Source organism: Collinsella sp. AM33-4BH (genome assembly GCF_003469205.1).
GTDB lineage: Bacteria > Actinomycetota > Coriobacteriia > Coriobacteriales > Coriobacteriaceae > Collinsella.
Genome location: NZ_QSIN01000006.1, coordinates 94621 through 111430, shown reverse-complemented (window position 1 = coordinate 111430; position 16810 = coordinate 94621). Strand labels below are relative to the sequence as shown.

The 16810-nt window shown below is 59.6% G+C and carries 14 protein-coding genes; 4 read left to right on the top strand and 10 right to left on the bottom strand.

From position 1 onward, the window contains the following. Window positions 1-14: 14 nt before the first annotated feature. From DW821_RS06050 to DW821_RS06030, 5 genes are all read right to left on the bottom strand, one after another. A complete protein-coding gene (locus tag DW821_RS06050; RefSeq protein ID WP_022094136.1) occupies window positions 15-1019 on the bottom strand; it encodes a nucleoid-associated protein in 1005 nt (334 codons plus the stop codon). A gap of 110 nt (window positions 1020-1129) precedes the next feature. After that, window positions 1130-2290 (bottom strand): Mbeg1-like protein, encoded by a 1161-nt coding sequence (locus DW821_RS06045; RefSeq protein WP_117633805.1) that lies wholly within the window; start codon window positions 2288-2290, stop codon window positions 1130-1132. Window positions 2291-2422: 132 nt separating this feature from the next. Beyond that, window positions 2423-3373: an L-lactate dehydrogenase gene (locus DW821_RS06040; protein WP_006234343.1), complete on the bottom strand. Its 951-nt coding sequence runs from the start codon at window positions 3371-3373 to the stop codon at window positions 2423-2425. A gap of 201 nt (window positions 3374-3574) precedes the next feature. Continuing rightward, window positions 3575-4738 carry a pyridoxal phosphate-dependent aminotransferase gene (locus DW821_RS06035; protein ID WP_118066065.1) on the bottom strand — a complete coding sequence of 388 codons (1164 nt, stop codon included), beginning with the start codon at window positions 4736-4738 and terminating at the stop codon, window positions 3575-3577. 117 nt (window positions 4739-4855) lie between these two features. Next, complete coding sequence (locus DW821_RS06030) at window positions 4856-6835, bottom strand: NAD(+) synthase (RefSeq protein WP_233553016.1); 1980 nt, start codon at window positions 6833-6835, stop codon at window positions 4856-4858. Window positions 6836-7038: 203 nt separating this feature from the next. Here DW821_RS06030 and DW821_RS06025 point away from each other — a divergent pair, with 203 nt between their 5' ends. Next, entirely contained in the window at window positions 7039-7983 is a 945-nt protein-coding gene (locus DW821_RS06025; RefSeq protein WP_118066061.1) for a hypothetical protein, read from the top strand. A 138-nt stretch (window positions 7984-8121) separates the two neighbouring features. Further along, window positions 8122-9417 carry a hypothetical protein gene (locus DW821_RS06020; protein ID WP_118066059.1) on the top strand — a complete coding sequence of 432 codons (1296 nt, stop codon included), beginning with the start codon at window positions 8122-8124 and terminating at the stop codon, window positions 9415-9417. Window positions 9418-9654: 237 nt separating this feature from the next. On the opposite strand, the gene ettA is transcribed toward DW821_RS06020, so the two are convergent. The 3 genes from ettA to DW821_RS06005 form a co-directional block, all read right to left on the bottom strand. Further along, the gene (gene ettA, locus DW821_RS06015) at window positions 9655-11334 is read right to left on the bottom strand and encodes an energy-dependent translational throttle protein EttA (protein ID WP_055251458.1); all 1680 of its coding nucleotides are present in this window, start codon (window positions 11332-11334) and stop codon (window positions 9655-9657) included. 184 nt (window positions 11335-11518) lie between these two features. Next, the gene (locus DW821_RS06010) at window positions 11519-12223 is read right to left on the bottom strand and encodes an SdpI family protein (RefSeq protein WP_117716569.1); all 705 of its coding nucleotides are present in this window, start codon (window positions 12221-12223) and stop codon (window positions 11519-11521) included. Further along, window positions 12216-12494 (bottom strand): autorepressor SdpR family transcription factor, encoded by a 279-nt coding sequence (locus tag DW821_RS06005; protein WP_117776433.1) that lies wholly within the window; start codon window positions 12492-12494, stop codon window positions 12216-12218. Before DW821_RS06005 ends, DW821_RS06010 begins: the two co-directional genes overlap by 8 nt. Before the next feature lie 299 nt (window positions 12495-12793). Between DW821_RS06005 and DW821_RS06000 the strand changes: the two genes are divergently transcribed. Both DW821_RS06000 and DW821_RS05995 read left to right on the top strand, forming a co-directional pair. Further along, window positions 12794-13591 carry a ThiF family adenylyltransferase gene (locus DW821_RS06000; protein WP_118066057.1) on the top strand — a complete coding sequence of 266 codons (798 nt, stop codon included), beginning with the start codon at window positions 12794-12796 and terminating at the stop codon, window positions 13589-13591. Window positions 13592-13605: 14 nt separating this feature from the next. Next, window positions 13606-14388, top strand: coding sequence for a TatD family hydrolase (locus DW821_RS05995; protein WP_117716566.1), 783 nt, complete (start codon window positions 13606-13608; stop codon window positions 14386-14388). An 81-nt stretch (window positions 14389-14469) separates the two neighbouring features. Here DW821_RS05995 and DW821_RS05990 read toward each other — a convergent pair whose 3' ends face one another. Then, on the bottom strand, window positions 14470-15987 hold the full coding sequence (locus DW821_RS05990) for an FGGY-family carbohydrate kinase (RefSeq protein ID WP_117716565.1): 1518 nt from the start codon (window positions 15985-15987) through the stop codon (window positions 14470-14472). 6 nt (window positions 15988-15993) lie between these two features. After that, on the bottom strand, window positions 15994-16803 hold the full coding sequence (locus tag DW821_RS05985) for a BtpA/SgcQ family protein (protein ID WP_233504093.1): 810 nt from the start codon (window positions 16801-16803) through the stop codon (window positions 15994-15996). Window positions 16804-16810: the final 7 nt, after the last annotated feature.

Sequence of the window (16810 nt, the reverse complement as noted above, 5' to 3'; positions counted from 1 at the left end):
ATCTACTCGAGCCGCTATCGATTCTCGATGCTGCCGATATTCTTGAGCTCGATGGAGATGAGGCCGTTGGGTTCGTTGACGAACTCGATGTACTCGGAGTTCGAGCCCATCTCGGCCGGAAAGCTGATCTCGATGCCCGTATCGGTACGAATCTTGTGGTTGCGCACGGCCGCGCGTTCGACCTGCTTGCGCTCCACGGGCACACGCTCAGGCACCTTCTCCTCAGTCAGTGCCGCGCGCACGCTCTCCTTGATAACCGGTTCGTCCTCAAAGACCTCATCGACGATATCCCAGGGCGGCAGCTCCTCGTCATCCTCGACTTTCTCGGCGACGGCAGCCTTAACCTTGGCGAGCGCCACGGCCGTATTGGCACCGTGCTCCTCGGCGACTTCCTCGACCACACGCGTCACGGTGTCGATGACCTCCTTGCCTGATACGCCCGTGTCGCACTGCAGCAGGCCATCGGGGATAAGCATACGGTCCTCACCGGCAATCTTGCGCTTCTTGTCCACGTAACCGATCTCCATGGTGCTCGCACGCACGATGGCATAGCTCGGCACCTTTTGCGAGGGGTTCGGCAGAATGGCGTAGTGGCGCGCGATGTCGTTGCGCACCTCTCCCTCCTCGCGGCCCACTTCGTGCATAAAAGCCTGCTTGGAGCCCAGCAGCATCACGGCAAACCAGCGGGCATCCTCATCGTCGTCAAAATCGGCCACGAGCACGTCGGTGGACTCGGCTTTCTCGGCTTTGGTGAGCTCGGAGGAGATAAACTCCGCAATCTGCTGCGACAGGTCCACGAACTCGCGCTCGCCAAAGAAATAGCCCTTGAGCTCGCCGCCAAACGCAGAGTTCTCGGCAAACGTGGCGCGTTTATTGTCGGCCGAGGTACGTGCGCGGCGCAGATGCGTGGTCACGAAGTTGCGCACGGTACGACTCTCGATATCGAGCTCGCGCTGGCTCATAACGTTGACGGCAGAGTCAAAGTCCAGGATATGCAGAATCGCGTGATTGATTTTCATATACGGCATTCCGTTCTAGATCGATTTCGGCACGAACCAGTATAGCGGTCGAGCCCTCCCGAGCGCATCGAAGATTGGTGCATCGGGGACAGGTTGCTTTGCACCAATGGCTAGCGCAGAAGCTCGGACTGCCAAGCCTCGAGCTGTTCTGCCAGACTCTTACCGGCAGTGGACATGTCGATCTGGGGTCGTTTGGGCAGCAGCGCGCATTTAAGGATTGCCACGATGGTCTGCGAGACAAAGCGTCGCGTATCCTTGTCGAAACCTTGCGCAGCCTGGAGCATCACGGGCAGGCTCTCGCGCAGATTCCCAGCGATATCCGCAAACCGCTCAGCACCCGTAGCCTCAAACACGGAGAACAATGCATCTACAAAACGCTCGCGCTCGGCAGGCCCCACTGCAAGCAGCATCTCGCGAATGGAGCCATCAACGTATCGAGCACCGGCGGACAGGCGCTCACAGTACACGAAGTCGCGACCATCAACCACCCAGCTAAAGGGATTGTGCTGCAGCAGGCTGAACTCGGTGCTCTCAACGATGGCATAGTCCTCCTGTGTCTCGAACATCATGCCAAAGATCGACGACCGAGGTAGCGTCTTATCGATGCGGCCGGAAAGATCGGCAAAGGCGTTGCCGTTCAGGAACTCCTCGACGAAGCCAGGACCATCATGGGAATACACCCGTTCGATTCGCTCACGGGCGACATCGGAGCACATCGCCGCACCGTACACCGCAAGGTTTCCACCCTTGGAATGACCTCCGCACAAAAGCGGCCCGTCAATCGCGTCCGCCGCCTCGTCTACATAACGCGCCGCGGATTCCTGGGCCGGCACAGGACACCGGAACGCCATGTTAAAGTCCTCTTTCCAGCCCACAATCGTACTGTCGGTCCCCCGGAAGGAAAGATAGCTAAACCCCGCCGGAAACCGGAACGCCATGGCTGCAAACTGCTCTGTCGCTACCACATCGCTCACGGCACGATAACCGCAAACGTGCACGCCACGGTAGCGAGGGCTTGCTGCCACGGCCTCCAACAAGGCCCTGCTCCCCTCCGGATCCCACAGGTCGCCAATCATGTCCCGGTAGCACTCGGCACGCAGCAGCTCGCGTACGTCTAGGCCCTGCCAGTTCGTCAGCTCCGCCATATCACCCGGCAAACGCAAATAGGACAGCCACGCAAAGACCAGGCTATCCACCGCACAGAACGGCTGCTCCTCAAACGAATCAAACGTCGTCTGGGCATAGGTCAAAAAATTAGAGGAATCCGACATGGCCCTCCCATCAACTATGGTGCATTGGGGTCAGGTTACTTTGCATCAAAAAGGCGCCCGGGCCGCGTGGACCCGGACGCCTTCATTGTAGCTTTTCGCTCTAGCGAGCTTGATTTAGCAGGAGAAGTCGATTTAGCAGGAGAAGTCGACGCTGTCGATGATGTCCTTGAGGGCCTTTGCAGAGGCGGTGAGCTCATGCTGCTCGTCATCGTTCAGCGGCACGGGGACGCGGCAGACAACGCCGTCGCGGCCAACGACGGTCGGCATGGAGATGGCAAGATCGGACAGGCCATACTCGCCCACCATGAGCGAGGAGACGGGCAGAACGGTCTGCTCGTCACGCATGACGGCGGTGCAGATGCGCTTGACGGCCATGGCGACGCCATAGTAGGTGGCGTGCTTCTTCTCGATGATGGTGTAGGCGGAGTTCTTGACGTCCTCGGCGATGCGCTTCTCGGCAGCCTCATGCTCCAGATGACCGTGAAGCTCGCAGAAGGTGTTCAGCGGAACGCCGGCAACCTGGGCGCTGGACCAAGCAACGAACTCGGAGTCGCCGTGCTCACCCATGACATAGGCCTGGACATCGCGCGGGTCGACCTCAACGTGGGCACCAAGCATCTGCTGCAGACGACCGGTGTCGAGCACGGTACCGGAGCCGATGACATGGCCCTCGGGCAGGCCGGACATCTTGATGGCGGCATAGGTCAGAACATCGACCGGGTTGGAGACGATGAGCAGAATGCCGTCGAAGCCGGACTTCTTAATCTCGGGGATAATGGACTTAAAGATGTTGACGTTCTTGTTGACCAGGTCCAAGCGGGTCTCACCGGGCTTCTGGGCAGCGCCAGCGGTGACGACGATCATGGCGGCGTCGGCGACATCGGAATAATCGCCGGCGTAGATCTTCATCGGCTCGGCAAACGTCATGCCGTGCGCGATATCCAGAGCCTCACCCTCGGCGCGGTTCTTGTCCACGTCGATGAGGACCATCTCGGAGAACAGACCGCTCTGCATCAGCGCGAACGCCGAAGACGAACCGACGAAACCGCAGCCGACAATAGCGACCTTCTTCTCGTTAACCATTAGAAACTCCCATCTCTCTCCACAAGCAAGCCGCCCGGGAACGACCCGAGCGGCTTGCCGTAATCCCAATACATCCAATCGGGACTTTGATTATGCTCCTATTCGCAGCCAAAAATCGACCGTTTACCGAAATTGTTTGCAGGATTCGTAAAATAACTGCACGAAATCGGTTTCGAGCTATTGACGAGGCGAAATAGCTTTCTAATACAGGCCCGCCTCGCGAATGGCCTCGACAGCCAAAGCAATCTGATCGGGCGGCAGGACCAGCGCCATGCGCACGTGTCCCTCGCCCGAAGGACCAAAGCTCGCGCCCGGCGTCACCACAACGCCGGCCTTCTCCATAAGCTCCTCGCAAAACGCCATGGAATCGGTGCGACCACCGGGAAGCTTGGCCCACACAAACATAGAGCCATGCGCGTTGGGACGCTCCCAGCCCAAGTTCTCAAGACCGTCGCACAGGGCATCACGGCGCTCCTGGTACTTCAGACGCTGCGCCTCGACCTCATCGCGCGGACCGTTCAGACAGGCGATAGCAGCCTTCTGGATCGGGAAGAACATGCCAAAGTCGATCTGGCCGCGCAGTTTGGCAAAGGCAGAGACCACATCCTCGCGGCCGACCAAAAAGCCGATGCGGGCACCAGTGACGTTAAACGACTTGGAGAGCGAGAAAAACTCCACGCCCACCTCGAGCGCACCGGGATACTGCAAGAAGCTGCCGCCCGGCTCACCGTCAAACACGATATCGGAGTATGCATTGTCGTGAACGATGAGCAGGTCGTGCTCGCGGGCAAAAGCGATGATCTCCTCGTAGACCTCGGGCGTGCCCACCGAGCCCACCGGGTTGGCGGGCAGCGACACGATCATATACTTGGCACGATCGGCCACCTCGGGATCGATACCCGCCACATAGGGCAGGTAATTATGCTCGGCGACCAACGGATAGTACTCGAGCTTGGCATCGGCAATCTTGGCACCCGCCTCAAAGACCGGGTAGCACGGATCGGGAACCAGGATGGTGTCACCCGGATCGAGCAGGGCCAGGCCCAAATGGCCCACGCCCTCCTGCGTGCCGTTGCACGACTGCACCATGGACGGTGTAATGCCCGAAACGCCAAAGCGACGCTCATAGTAATCGCATACGGCCTGCTTGAGTTCGGGCAGGTCGCGCAAGGCGTACTTCCACATCTCGGGATCCTGGGCTGCTTGTGTGAGCGCCTCGACCACGTGGCCGTACGGCTTAAAGTCGGGCGTGCCCACGCTCATGTTGTAAATGGTCTTGCCCTGAGCCTTCAGCGCGAGCAGCTTGTTGTTGAGCGAGGCGAAGACCTCCGCGCCAAAGCGGTCGAGACGCTGCGATACCTGCATGGTGCCACCTTCCGATATAAAAAAGCGGCGCTCCGACAAGAGCGCCGCGCGATACGGGCCATCAGATTGCAAAAGTGTAACGCTTGCAACCCCCGTATTGGTTCAATTTAGCCAACCTTAGTCAACTGGATTGAGCGCGTCGATCTGCGCAAGCCACAGACGCGAGCTGGCGTCACTCGGCATACGCCAATCGCCGCGCGGGCTGAGCGTCACCGAACCAACCTTGGGGCCATCGGGCAGGCAGCTGCGCTTAAACTGCTGGGCAAAGAAGCGACGATAGAACGTACGCAGCCACGTGTGGACGGTCTTGGCGTCGTAGACACCCTCGAAACTCTTGAGCGCCATGCGGTAGATCTTGCCCGGCTCAAAGCCAAAACGCAGCAAGTAGTAGAGGAAGTAGTCGTGCAACTCGTACGGGCCCACCAAATCCTCAGTCTTCTGCGCAATCTCGCCGTCGCCCGTGGGCGGCAGAAGCTCGGGGGACACCGGCGTGTCGAGGATATCGAGCAAAACCTCGGCAATACGCCCGCCAAAGACATCAGCCGCATAACGCACCAAGTGACGCACGAGTGTCTTGGGCACGCTCGCGTTGACGGCGTACATGCTCATGTGGTCGCCGTTATAGGTAGCCCAGCCGAGTGCCAACTCCGACAGGTCACCCGTGCCGATGACAAAACCGCCAGCCTGGTTGGCCAGATCCATCAGAATCTGCGTACGCTCGCGGGCCTGGCTGTTCTCGTAGGTCACGTCCTGCACGGTCGGATCGTGCTCAATGTCCTTGAAGTGCTGCTCCACAGCCGCGTGGATCGAAACCTCGCGGAAGCTCACGCCCAGGTCGCGCGCGAGCGACTCGGCGTTGGACTTAGTGCGATGCGTCGTGCCAAAGCCGGGCATGGAGACCGCCGTGATACCCGTGCGCGGCAGCCCCAGTGCATCGAAGGCACGCACCGTCACGAGCAGTGCCAGTGTAGAATCAAGGCCGCCCGAAAGACCGATGACTGCAGCCTTGGTGCCCGTATGGGCCAGGCGGGTCTTGAGGCCGGCGGTCTGCAGGTCGAGGATGGTCTCGCAGCGCTCGGCCAGGTCACCATGGTCGGCCGGTACAAAGGGCGCGCGCGGGAAAACGCGGTCGATATCGCAGGCATCGCGCAGGACAGGCTCTTCGGCCAACACGCCCTCAAACGAAAACTCAACGGCCGTGGCCTCCGGCGCATCGTCCGCGCGCGTCCACGTCGTCGAACGACGGCGCTCGGCAACCAGGCGGTCAAGGTCAACGTCGGCGATGGCCATATCGCAAGTAAGCAGTTTGGTCGCGGCGAGCTTGGAGCCGTTTTCGTAGACGAGGTTCTCGCCCGCAAAGACCATATCGGTCGTGGACTCGCCCTCGCTCGCGTCTGCATACGCATAGGCACAGTACAGGCGCGCGCTCTGATTGGAGATGAGGCTGCGGCGATAGTCTGCCTTACCGATAATCTCGTCCGAAGCCGACGGGTTGAGAATCACCGTCGCACCGGCAAGCGCCATCTCGGTCGAAGGAGGCGCCGGCACCCACAGGTCCTCGCAGACCTCAACGCCCAGCACCAGGTCCTCGGCGCCCTCATCACAGCAACGGTAGACAAGCCCCGAGCCCAGCGGGACCGGACCCTGACCGGCAAATTCAAGCCAAACGGGATCGGTAGGTGCCGGAGCAAACCAACGGCGCTCATAGAACTCGCCATAGTTGGGCAAATACTTCTTGGCCGTGAGGCCCAAAAGCTCGCCCGCGCAGCACACGGCGGCGCAGTTGTAGATATTCTCGGCAACCGCAACGGGAAGACCAATGGTAAAGACAATCGGCAGCTCACGAGTCTCGTCGAGGATATGCACCAGAGCAGCCTCGCAGGCATGCAGCAGTGTGCGGTTATGGAACAGATCGGCCGCGGTATAGCCGGTCAGGTTAAGCTCGGGCAGCACCAGCGCGCGAACGCCACGCTCGGCAGCCTCACGCACGGCAGCCAACGCCACCTCGGCATTGCCCTCGACATCGGCCACGCGAATCCGCGGCGACGCCGCCGCCACACGCAAAAAGCCGTCAGACTGAGAAAGGTGAAGATCCATAAGAATGCTCCCGTGCGTAGACGCCATTCATAACAATTAGCAAGCCTTATTGTAGTTCAACCGCCGGGCGCAACCGCATCCCACCAACTTGGTGAGCTATTGATGAGTTGATGGTATCTGCTAAATGTCACGTACGATTCACATCTGGTGGGTACCCTGATGGCTGCATGAAACGAAGCAGATTTACACCGGGAGGACCCCGTATGACAACCAAGTACACCGACGCGCCGCGCACGCGCGTCATGACACCGGCCGCGCTCAACAACGGCGTGCACGAGAACCATTCCATCGGACAGACCATGGCCATCGCGCCCAAAAAGGGCCTGTTCGACGACATTTCCATTCCCCAAATCATCGCCGGCGCCGCAGCTGCCGCCACGAGCGTCGCGCTTGCCTCCAAGATCGGTATCGCCGGATCGGTGATCGGCGCTGCCGTGAGCTCGGTCATCACCGTTGTGTCCTCGCAGATCTACCGCCACTTTATCTCTGCCAGCGCCGAAGCCCTCAAAGGCACGCACACCGCCGTCGACTACCCCGCCGGCGCCTATGAGCCCGTTGAGTTTGATGCCGAGGAGCACCTGGGCGGCGCCGCGACTACGCAGGAGATGCGCCAGATTGCGGGGCGCGCGACCACGGCGCGCGTCGCCCCCAACAGCCTGCGCGCCAAGGCGGCGGCAGAGCGCAGCCAGACGCAAAAGAAGGTCATCGTCTTCTCGATCGCCATCGCCATCGTTGCGGTCATCGCTTGCGCCGGCGCCATCCTTATCACCACTGCCGGTGAGGGCCTGGGCGAGCGCCCCGAGCCAATCCTTTCGTCGCGCACGACCGAGCACGACGTGGATAGCTCAGGTCAATCGCAAGGCCAGCAGGACGACCCGCAGGGCAACTCCGCATCCGCCGACTCGTCCTCGAACACCCCTGATCAATCGCAGGGCGTCGATTCCTCTACGGCCAACAGCGGCACGCAATCCGGCACGACCGACTCAAGCCAAACGACTGACGACTCTCAACCGAGCACGGGCGACCAGGCGAACGGCAATACATCGAGTACGGGATCTACCGACAACGGCAACACCAACAGCTCGAGTGGAACCGCGTCCGGCACGGCATCTGACAGCTCGAGCCAAGGCACGGCATCGGGTAACTAAGCACGTTTGCCTCTCAAAGAGAACCAACCTGTATAACGGGCGCGAACCGGCAACGGTCGCGCCCGTTTGCCTTGGGCGCCGAGGTAGCACGCCCCGTGCGATGGTAAGATGCTTTGGTGTGTAAAGAGGAGATTTGCCATGAGCAAGACAATAGTTAAGCCCACGCTATCGCTGGGCAACCACATCTATCTGTATCGTCTGCTGCGCGATGCAATCGGATGCGGCAAGCAAACGTTTATGACGCAGGTCGAGGAGGCGCTCGCCACCGGCGATATGGCCGCTTATGACCTAGGCTTTGAGTCCACGCGCGAGCTGCTCGAGGAGCTCGACGACTGCATTAAGCTGACCGTCTTTAAGGGCGGTCGCCTGTATGCCACCGTCATCGCCAACGAGGCCTGGGATACCGCCCTTGCCAAAGGCGAGGACAAGCCCAAGGCTGCCAAGGGTACCAAGCAGTCCTACAAAAAGAAAAAGCGCGGCGAGAAAGACCTCAAGGCTGTACGCCCCAAGCACGTTAAGCGTCCCGAGCCCGTGGCCGAAGTCGCTCCGGAGCCCGAGCCCGAGACAGAGATCGAAGTCGCTATTGAGGTAGCAGCAGAAGCCGAAACCGAAATCGCCGCCATGACCGATCCCGAAGTCATGTCAGAGCAGGAAGCCGCTGTGGAGCTCAACGAGGCCCCCAAGTCGACAACCGAAGAAGCCGCTAACCAACCCGAGACGTCTGCGTTCCAAAACAGCGATGTCTTTGGCAACGAGGCCGAGGACGATCAGTCCGACGAGCCCGCCGATCAAGGCGCTACCGAGTCGGCGCCGGAGCCCGAGACGCCGCAGCCCGCCATCTCGCTCACGGTTGTCTATGACCCCGAGAACGCCAACGCCGGCATCACCACCATGGCATCCACGCCGGTCGAAGCAAAGCTGCCTGTCGAGGCAGAGGACGCCCCGCAAGCCGATGCCAAAACCGAGACTGAAGACACATCCGTCTCCGTGGAACCGACAGATTCCGCAGTTAAGCCGGAACCGGTGCCTGAGTCTGCACCCGTCATCGAGTCCGCATCCGAACCTGTCTATGACCAGATTCCCGCACCGGCTCCGGTCCCCGCTGCAGCACCGGCCCCCGCACCCGCAGCGCCCGCCATCCCCGAGGACTTCCCCGTCGATTTCACAACCGAGGTCTTCTGCCCCGACCCGCTTTTGCACCAGCTGTCGACCTATCTCCCCTACGGCGCCGACACGCTCGGCATCGTCGGCGAGTACTACTGGATCGCCCGCGAGCGCGGTACCATCGAGGCCGCGCGAAACCGCGCAAGCTTCCCCCTGCACTACACGCAGGCCGGCGAGCGCCGCGAGGTTGCCGTGCGCATCCGCCGCAACACCGCCGGCGGTCTCGGAGCCGCCTGGACCATCGATAAAGTCGAAGAACCCGAGCAGTAACGACAAACGGCTCAAATCCAAATCAGGATTTGAGCCGTTTTTGCTCATTCGTTTAAATTGCTCATTTGTCGATGCATCGTAACCAACAGCGAGCGAGCCGCAAGTGCCCCAGGTTGCCGTGAAAGAGGAGCGACGCGTACTTTGGTACGCGAGCGACGGTTTGAACGACAAGATGGGGTGCTTGCGGCTCGCGCAGCATCATCTCGTTACGCGGTTTGGTAAAACCGCGTAACAAACCTAGTCACGCGTCAGCTTGCGGTGAATACGATGCGGCTGGGCTGCGTCCTCGCCCAGGCGCTCGATGCGGTTGGCCTGATAGGCCTCGAAGTTGCCCTCGAACCAATACCAGTTGCCCGGATTCTCGTCGGTGCCCTCCCACGCCAGAATGTGCGTGGCGACGCGGTCCAGGAACATACGGTCGTGGCTAATAACCACCGAGCAGCCCGGGAACTCGAGCAGCGCCGCCTCGAGTGAGGACAGCGTCTCGACGTCGAGATCGTTCGTGGGCTCGTCGAGGAGCAGCAGGTTGCCGCCCTGCTTGAGCGTGAGCGCCAGGTTCAGACGGTTGCGCTCGCCACCGGAGAGTACGCCAGCGCGCTTCTGCTGGTCCTGGCCCTTAAAGCCAAAGCTCGCCACATAAGCACGGCTCGGAACCTCGGTCTCGCCGACCATCATGTGGTCCAGGCCGTCCGAGACGACCTCCCACAGGTTCTTATCGGGGTCGATGCCAGAACGGTTCTGATCGACATAGGAGATCTTGACGGTCTCGCCCACCTCGAGCTCGCCCGAAGTCAGCGGCTCCAGGCCCACGATGGTCTTGAACAGCGTGGTCTTACCGACACCGTTGGGGCCGATGACGCCCACGATGCCGTTGCGCGGCAGGGTGAACGAAAGGTCGTCGATGAGCACGCGACCGTCGAATTCCTTGTGCAGGTGATGGGCCTCGAGCACCTTGTTACCCAAACGCGGTCCAACGGGAATGCGGATATCGGTCCAGTCGAGCTTCTGGCTTGCGCGGGCCTCGGCCTCCATCTCCTCGTAGCGAGCCAGACGAGCCTTGTTCTTGGCCTGGCGAGCCTTGGGCGAGCTGCGTACCCACTCGAGCTCGGCCTCCATGCGCTTGGCGAGCTTGGCGTCGCGGTTGCCCTGCGCCTCGATACGGGCGGCCTTGGTCTCCAGATACGTGGAGTAGTTGCCCTTGTAGGGATAAAGGTGACCGCGGTCGACCTCGCAGATCCACTCGGCAACGTTATCCAGGAAGTAGCGATCGTGCGTGACGGCAAGCACCGCGCCCTGGTAGTTGTGAAGGAAGTGCTCGAGCCACAGGATCGACTCAGCGTCTAGGTGGTTTGTGGGCTCGTCAAGCAGCAGCAGGTCGGGAGCCTCGAGCAGCAGCTTGCACAGGGCCACGCGACGGCGCTCGCCGCCGGAAAGCACGTTGACCGGCATGTCGGAATCGGGCAGCTGCAGGGCGTCCATGGCCTGGCCGAGCTTGGAATCGATATCCCAGCCATCGGCGGCATCGATCTCGTCCTGAAGCTTGCCCATCTCGGCCATGAGGGCGTCCATGTCGCAGTCCGGGTCGCACATCTCCTCGCCGATCTTGTTGAAGCGATCGACCTTGGCGATCATGTCGCCAAACGCCATGCGCACGTTCTCGATGACGGTCTTGTCGTCGTCGAGCGGCGGCTCCTGCTGCAGGATACCCACGGTGTAGCCGGGGGTGAGCCTGGCATCGCCGTTGGAGACCTCCTCAATGCCGGCCATAATCTTGAGCAGGGTCGACTTGCCCATGCCGTTGGGGCCCACGACACCGATCTTGGCACCGGGGTAGAAGCTCAGGGTCACGTCGTCAAGGATTACCTTGTCGCCATGGGCCTTGCGAGCCTGATACATCTGGTAGATAAACTCTGCCATTTGCCTGTTTTATCCTTTCTACCTGCTGTTTCCCTATTCTTGATTCGCTTTAGTGGAAACGAAATGAGGAAACCAGCTCTGAAACTTAACGAAAAAGGGGCATGGTTGCCCACACCCCCTAATACTACCTGGGAAAAGTCCCCCTTAACACACTATGAACTGCGTACGCTAGTTTTCCGCAACCTTAACGAGCGGCTCGCTGCGATTTGCGCCACAGCAGATACGAATAGACGTAGGCAGCTCCAGCTGAACCAAACGCCAGAACCGCAATCACCGCGGCGACGACTTCACTCGAAAGCACGCTACCCGCCACGCCCATCACAATCAAACCAACACCCAGCACCATAAAGCAGGCGCCGCCAAAACGCTGCGTACGGCGCCAGTTCTCGGGATCGGCAAGCGCCCAAGGCGTCTTGATACCGAGCGTATAGTTCTGCTTCACACGCGGCAAGTAGTTGCCTACGCCGATGAACAGCAAACCGATAGCACCGGAAATCAGCACGTTGACCGAACCGACCGCCGGCACCACGCCCCAGACCGTAAGCTCACCCAACCAGCTTATGGCACACATTAACAAGGTGAAGGCGATTACGAAGCCCTGATAGAACTTGCCCGAGGTTCGATATGCCTCACCTTTGGGGTCAATGCGTGGCACCACGTAGAACATTGCAAGAAGTGCCAGAGGCAGCACGCCGAGCGCGGAGGCCATCCAGCTAGGGCCCCAACCGTCGACGGCGCCGTTCGCTCCCCAGTGCGTAGGAATCTGTGCAGGCAAGCTCGGCATCACCATAAGGTGCGCCGCGACATTAATAGCGCAGACCACAACAAGCATGGCCCATACACGCGGCGATACCCCCGTGGCGTGTATGCCCTTGTTTTCGTTATTCATCCTCATCACCTTCAGTGTCTGTAAAGCCCATAAACCAGCCAATCAAGTCCTGCATGACGGTGGTGTTTAAGCTGTAAACGATGTTTTGGCCATGGCGCTCGTCGGTCACCAGCCCGGCGTTTTTGAGCGTCGCCAAATGATGGCTCAATGACGGCTTGCTGATGTCAAAATGCTCGGCAAGCTCCCCGGCCGTACAATTGCCCTCGCGCAGCAACTCCAAAATGCGCCGTCGCGTTGGATCGGCAAGCGCCTTAAAACCCTCTCCCGGCATAAGACCTCCTCTCATCATCTCTCATGACGCGCACACTATACTCGATATTTAGATGTTTGTCTAACTGTCTAATCTTGTACTCAAAAAAATAGCCGCCCCCGCGTAATGCGAAGACGGCCACTTCTCACGCCATAAACGTGTTTCGGAGTTGGCTAACCCGCGGCAACGGGTGCCATCTGCTTCATCTTATGCGAATCCCGATCTCATTTCAACAAGCCCCTAGGGCTCAAATGGAATCGTGATAATCCCTATAATGGCGATAGCCCAAACACGATCCGCTTCCCCATCGGAGGACATCTATGACCGAAACCGCAGCCGCAGCTCCCGTCGAGACACGCGACACCAAACTCGAGATCATCATGGGCCGTGAGGCACTCGATAGACTCGCCAACGCCACGGTGCTGGTGCTCGGCTGCGGAGGCGTGGGCTCTAACTGCTGCGAGGCACTTGTCCGCGGCGGCATCGGTCATTTTGTGATTCTGGACAAGGATATCGTCGCGCCCAGCAACATCAATCGACAGGCCATCGCCTTTCACAGCACCGTCGGCAAGCGCAAGGTTGACGTGATGGAAGCCATGATCCACGACATCAATCCCGCCGCCAGCGTTATCAAGCGCACCGAATACCTGCTGAGCGACAACATCGACGAGTTCTTCGCGAGCGTTTCTGAGCAGACGGGTGGCAAGCTAGACTACGTCGTCGACGCCATCGACACCATCTCGGCCAAGCTCACCATTGCCAAATATGCTCAGGACCATGACATCCGTTTGGTTAGCTCCATGGGCGGGGCCAACAAACTCCATCCCGAGTGCCTCCGCTTTGCCGACATCTTCGATACGGTACGTGACCCCATGAGCCGCATTATGCGCAAAGAATGTAAGAAGCGCGGAATCAAGAGCCTACACGTACTGTTTAGCTGCGAGGAATCGGTTAAGACACAGCCCCGCGATCCTTTCAACATCCACGAGCGCACCGAGCTGGGAACTGCCAGTTTTATGCCGCCCATCATGGGCCAGATGATCGCCGGCGAGGTTATCCGTCAGATCAGTGGCCGCGGCACCGAGCGCGTGCGCGCCGATGGCCAGCGCCTAGACTAGCGGAGCGCGCCGAGATGGAGCCCCGGTTATTTGATGCACACTGCCATCTTGATCTAATGGCTCACCCGGACGCCGTTGCCGATGAGGCAACGGCGCTGGGCCTGATTCTATTTGACTGCGGCGTCGATCCGCACGACTTTGCACGCGCCAAGAAGCGCGCCTGCGGCCGTTCAAATATCTTTGCCGGCATCGGCCTCCATCCCTGGTGGCTCGCCGACGGACGATGTGGCAACGCTGAAATCAATCTGCTTTGCGAAGTTGCTGCCCAAGAGCGCTATATCGGCGAGGTCGGGCTCGACTTTTCCGCTCGTTTTGCCGGAAGCGAGCCGCTACAAGCACAGGCATTTGACCGGCTCTGCGATGCACTCGCGCAGCACCCTCTTGCCGGGCGCGTGATATCAATTCACGCTGTTCGTTCGGCAGGAACCGTACTGAACGTCCTCGAATCGCATGGACCACTCATCCCAAACTCCGACTCCCCCGTTATCATCTTCCACTGGTTTAGCGGTACTTCGGACGAACTCGCCCGCGCGCGTAATGCGGGCTGTTATTTTTCCGTCAACGAACGCATGCTCGCGTCCAAACGAGGACGCGAATACGCACGACAGATTCCACTCGACCGTCTACTGCTCGAGACCGATGCGCCGGCCGAGCCAAACACAGAAACAAGCGCGCAGTCGCTCATCAAATCGCTCGCAAGGACCTCGATGCGCATTGCCTCACTCAAAAACTGTGACGCAAAGCGCATCGAGTCGGTAGTTTTAGCAAATGCGCACTCTGTTTTTGACCTTCGCTAACCACTGTGGGCAAAAATGCCAAGGGACATGCGAATCGCACAACGCAGTCCCTATTTTGGAAGGCAGTACAATTCGGCAGCATTACACCAATTCGTGCATGAGATCACGGTTGCGTGCATACAATTCGTCAAAGATATGACGACGCGACGCATATAGCTCGTGGGCAGCCATATCGGGCACGATTGTTTGTGCAACGCCAAGGACTTGGGCGAGTTCATCCCATGATGCATAGGCGCCACCTGCGAGAGCTGCCATGATGGCATCACCGAAGCATGCGCCCACCGTAACCTTGGCAACCGAGACCTCGCGCCCGCATACGTCGGCGATAGCCTGCATCCAAACTGGATTCTTGGTTCCACCTCCGACAAGCATAATGCGCCCAATTGGCAGTCCATGCTCTCGCTCGATAATGTCGACATGGGATGCAACGGTATACGCGACGCCTTCCAAGGCGGCGCGAACCATATGGGCTCGCGTATGCCTTCCGGTCAGGCCAAAGAAGACGCCACGTGCCTCGGGATCGTTGAGCGGAGTACGCTCCCCCGCAAAGTACGGCAGGCACAGGAGCCCATCGGCACCCGGCGCCACATCGGCGGCATCATGCGCCATGACCGAATATGCATCGGGGCCACCGTGGCCCTCGGCCTCCACGGCGTCGCGATACAGCTCTTGGCGCAGCCACGATGTGAGTGCACCCGCCGTATTGGTCCCCGCACAGATCCCGTAAGTTCCGGGAATGATAAACGTCCCTGGCCACAGGCGGGCATCATCGACCATATGATCAGCTAGGTAGATGAAATACGCCGTGCTCCCCAACTGAACCATCATATCGCCGGGACGAAATACACCCGTCGAAATGGCCTCGGCACCAGAGTCGCCCGTTCCCACTAAGACAGGTGTCCCTGCCGCGAGCCCTGTCGCCTCAGCCGCGCGCTGCGTAATCACCCCGGCAATATCGGTAGCCGACATTACCTCCGTCATCTGGTCAGGCCGGCAGAAACGAGCACATTCCCGAGCATCAACCCTCCAAGTGTAGCGGTCGTATAGGGGAAGAAAATCCTCCGCCAAGTAACGGTCCACCGTAAAACGCCCCGTCAACTTTGCGCATAGAAACGATGATGCCGTCAGGAACTTCGCGGCACGTTCGTGCACCTCGGGCATATTCTCCTTAAACCATAAGATCTTGGGAGCAATATCTGATGAGCAGGGATCGTGCCCGAAAAGTTCGCGTGCGCGACCTGACCCATATTCGGAAAGGAGCTCGTCAATCTGCGGCTTCGAACGTGCATCGACTCCATACAAAATCGCGGGCGCCAGCGCGTTGCACTCGGTATCGACCGGCACACAGTCGCAACCCAATGCGGAAAGGCCCACGCATCCGATCTGCGCCGCGTTAACCCCCGATCGCATCACCAGCTCGCGCGACAAGCGGCAAAAATCGCCCCACCAAACTGCCTCAGCATCATGCTGGTACCATCCATCACACGGGTTGTCCGTCTCATGTCCACAAGAGGCTTGGCAAACGATGTTGCATCGATCATCGATTAAAACGCCTTTAGAGGCGCTTGTCCCAATATCAATACCCAGATAGAGCGCCATAGGTGCCTACTCCCCTCGCGCCGTACGAGCGGCAGCCATAAAACGAACCACCCGCTCAACATCAACCGGGGCATCCAGCTTTCCGTCGCGCTTTAAGCACGTGCCGACAAACGCGCCATCGTAGTGAGCAAATACGTCAGCCACGGTATTTTCGCGACAACCGGTGCCACATACCACGGGCACTTCGCCAACACGCTCGCGGACCTCGTCGGCAAGCTCGCCCGAAGCGCCACGACCGGCAGCCGAACCGCCGATGACTATCGCATCCGGTAGGCAATTAAAGAGAAGTGAATCGGCAATGTCCGCGGTCGTGCGGTCGTTGAGATAAACCTCGCCCTCGCTCGTGATGAAGTGAAAAAGCTTGAGGTCGTCCAAGCGCAGCGCCGCCTTGCGACGCATGGTGTGAGCGAAATCTCGGTTAATCAGCCCGAGATCACCGGCCCAGGCACCGCAAAAATTGCAGCGCGTGAACTGCGCGTCGACGGCAGCGCACAGCTCGATTGTGGCATCACCATCGTAAATTGCCTCAGCTCCCCAAGGAGTCGACAGATCATGGGACAGAGCCCCGATTACATAGCCCATCGATGCAAGGGTTGAGGGAGAAACATGCTGCTCATAGGGCATCGAGAGCTCATTGGTAATCAAAATGCCATCGACACCGCCCTGCTGCAACGCCTCGAGATCGCGCTTGGCGGCTTCCACGACCTGCGATACGCTTCCGCCCGGGTAATACAGCGGATCGCCCGGCAGAGGACGCAGGTGCAGCATTCCGATAACCGGCTTTTCGTTCTTGAACATCGAAGTTAGAAACGACATAACGTGC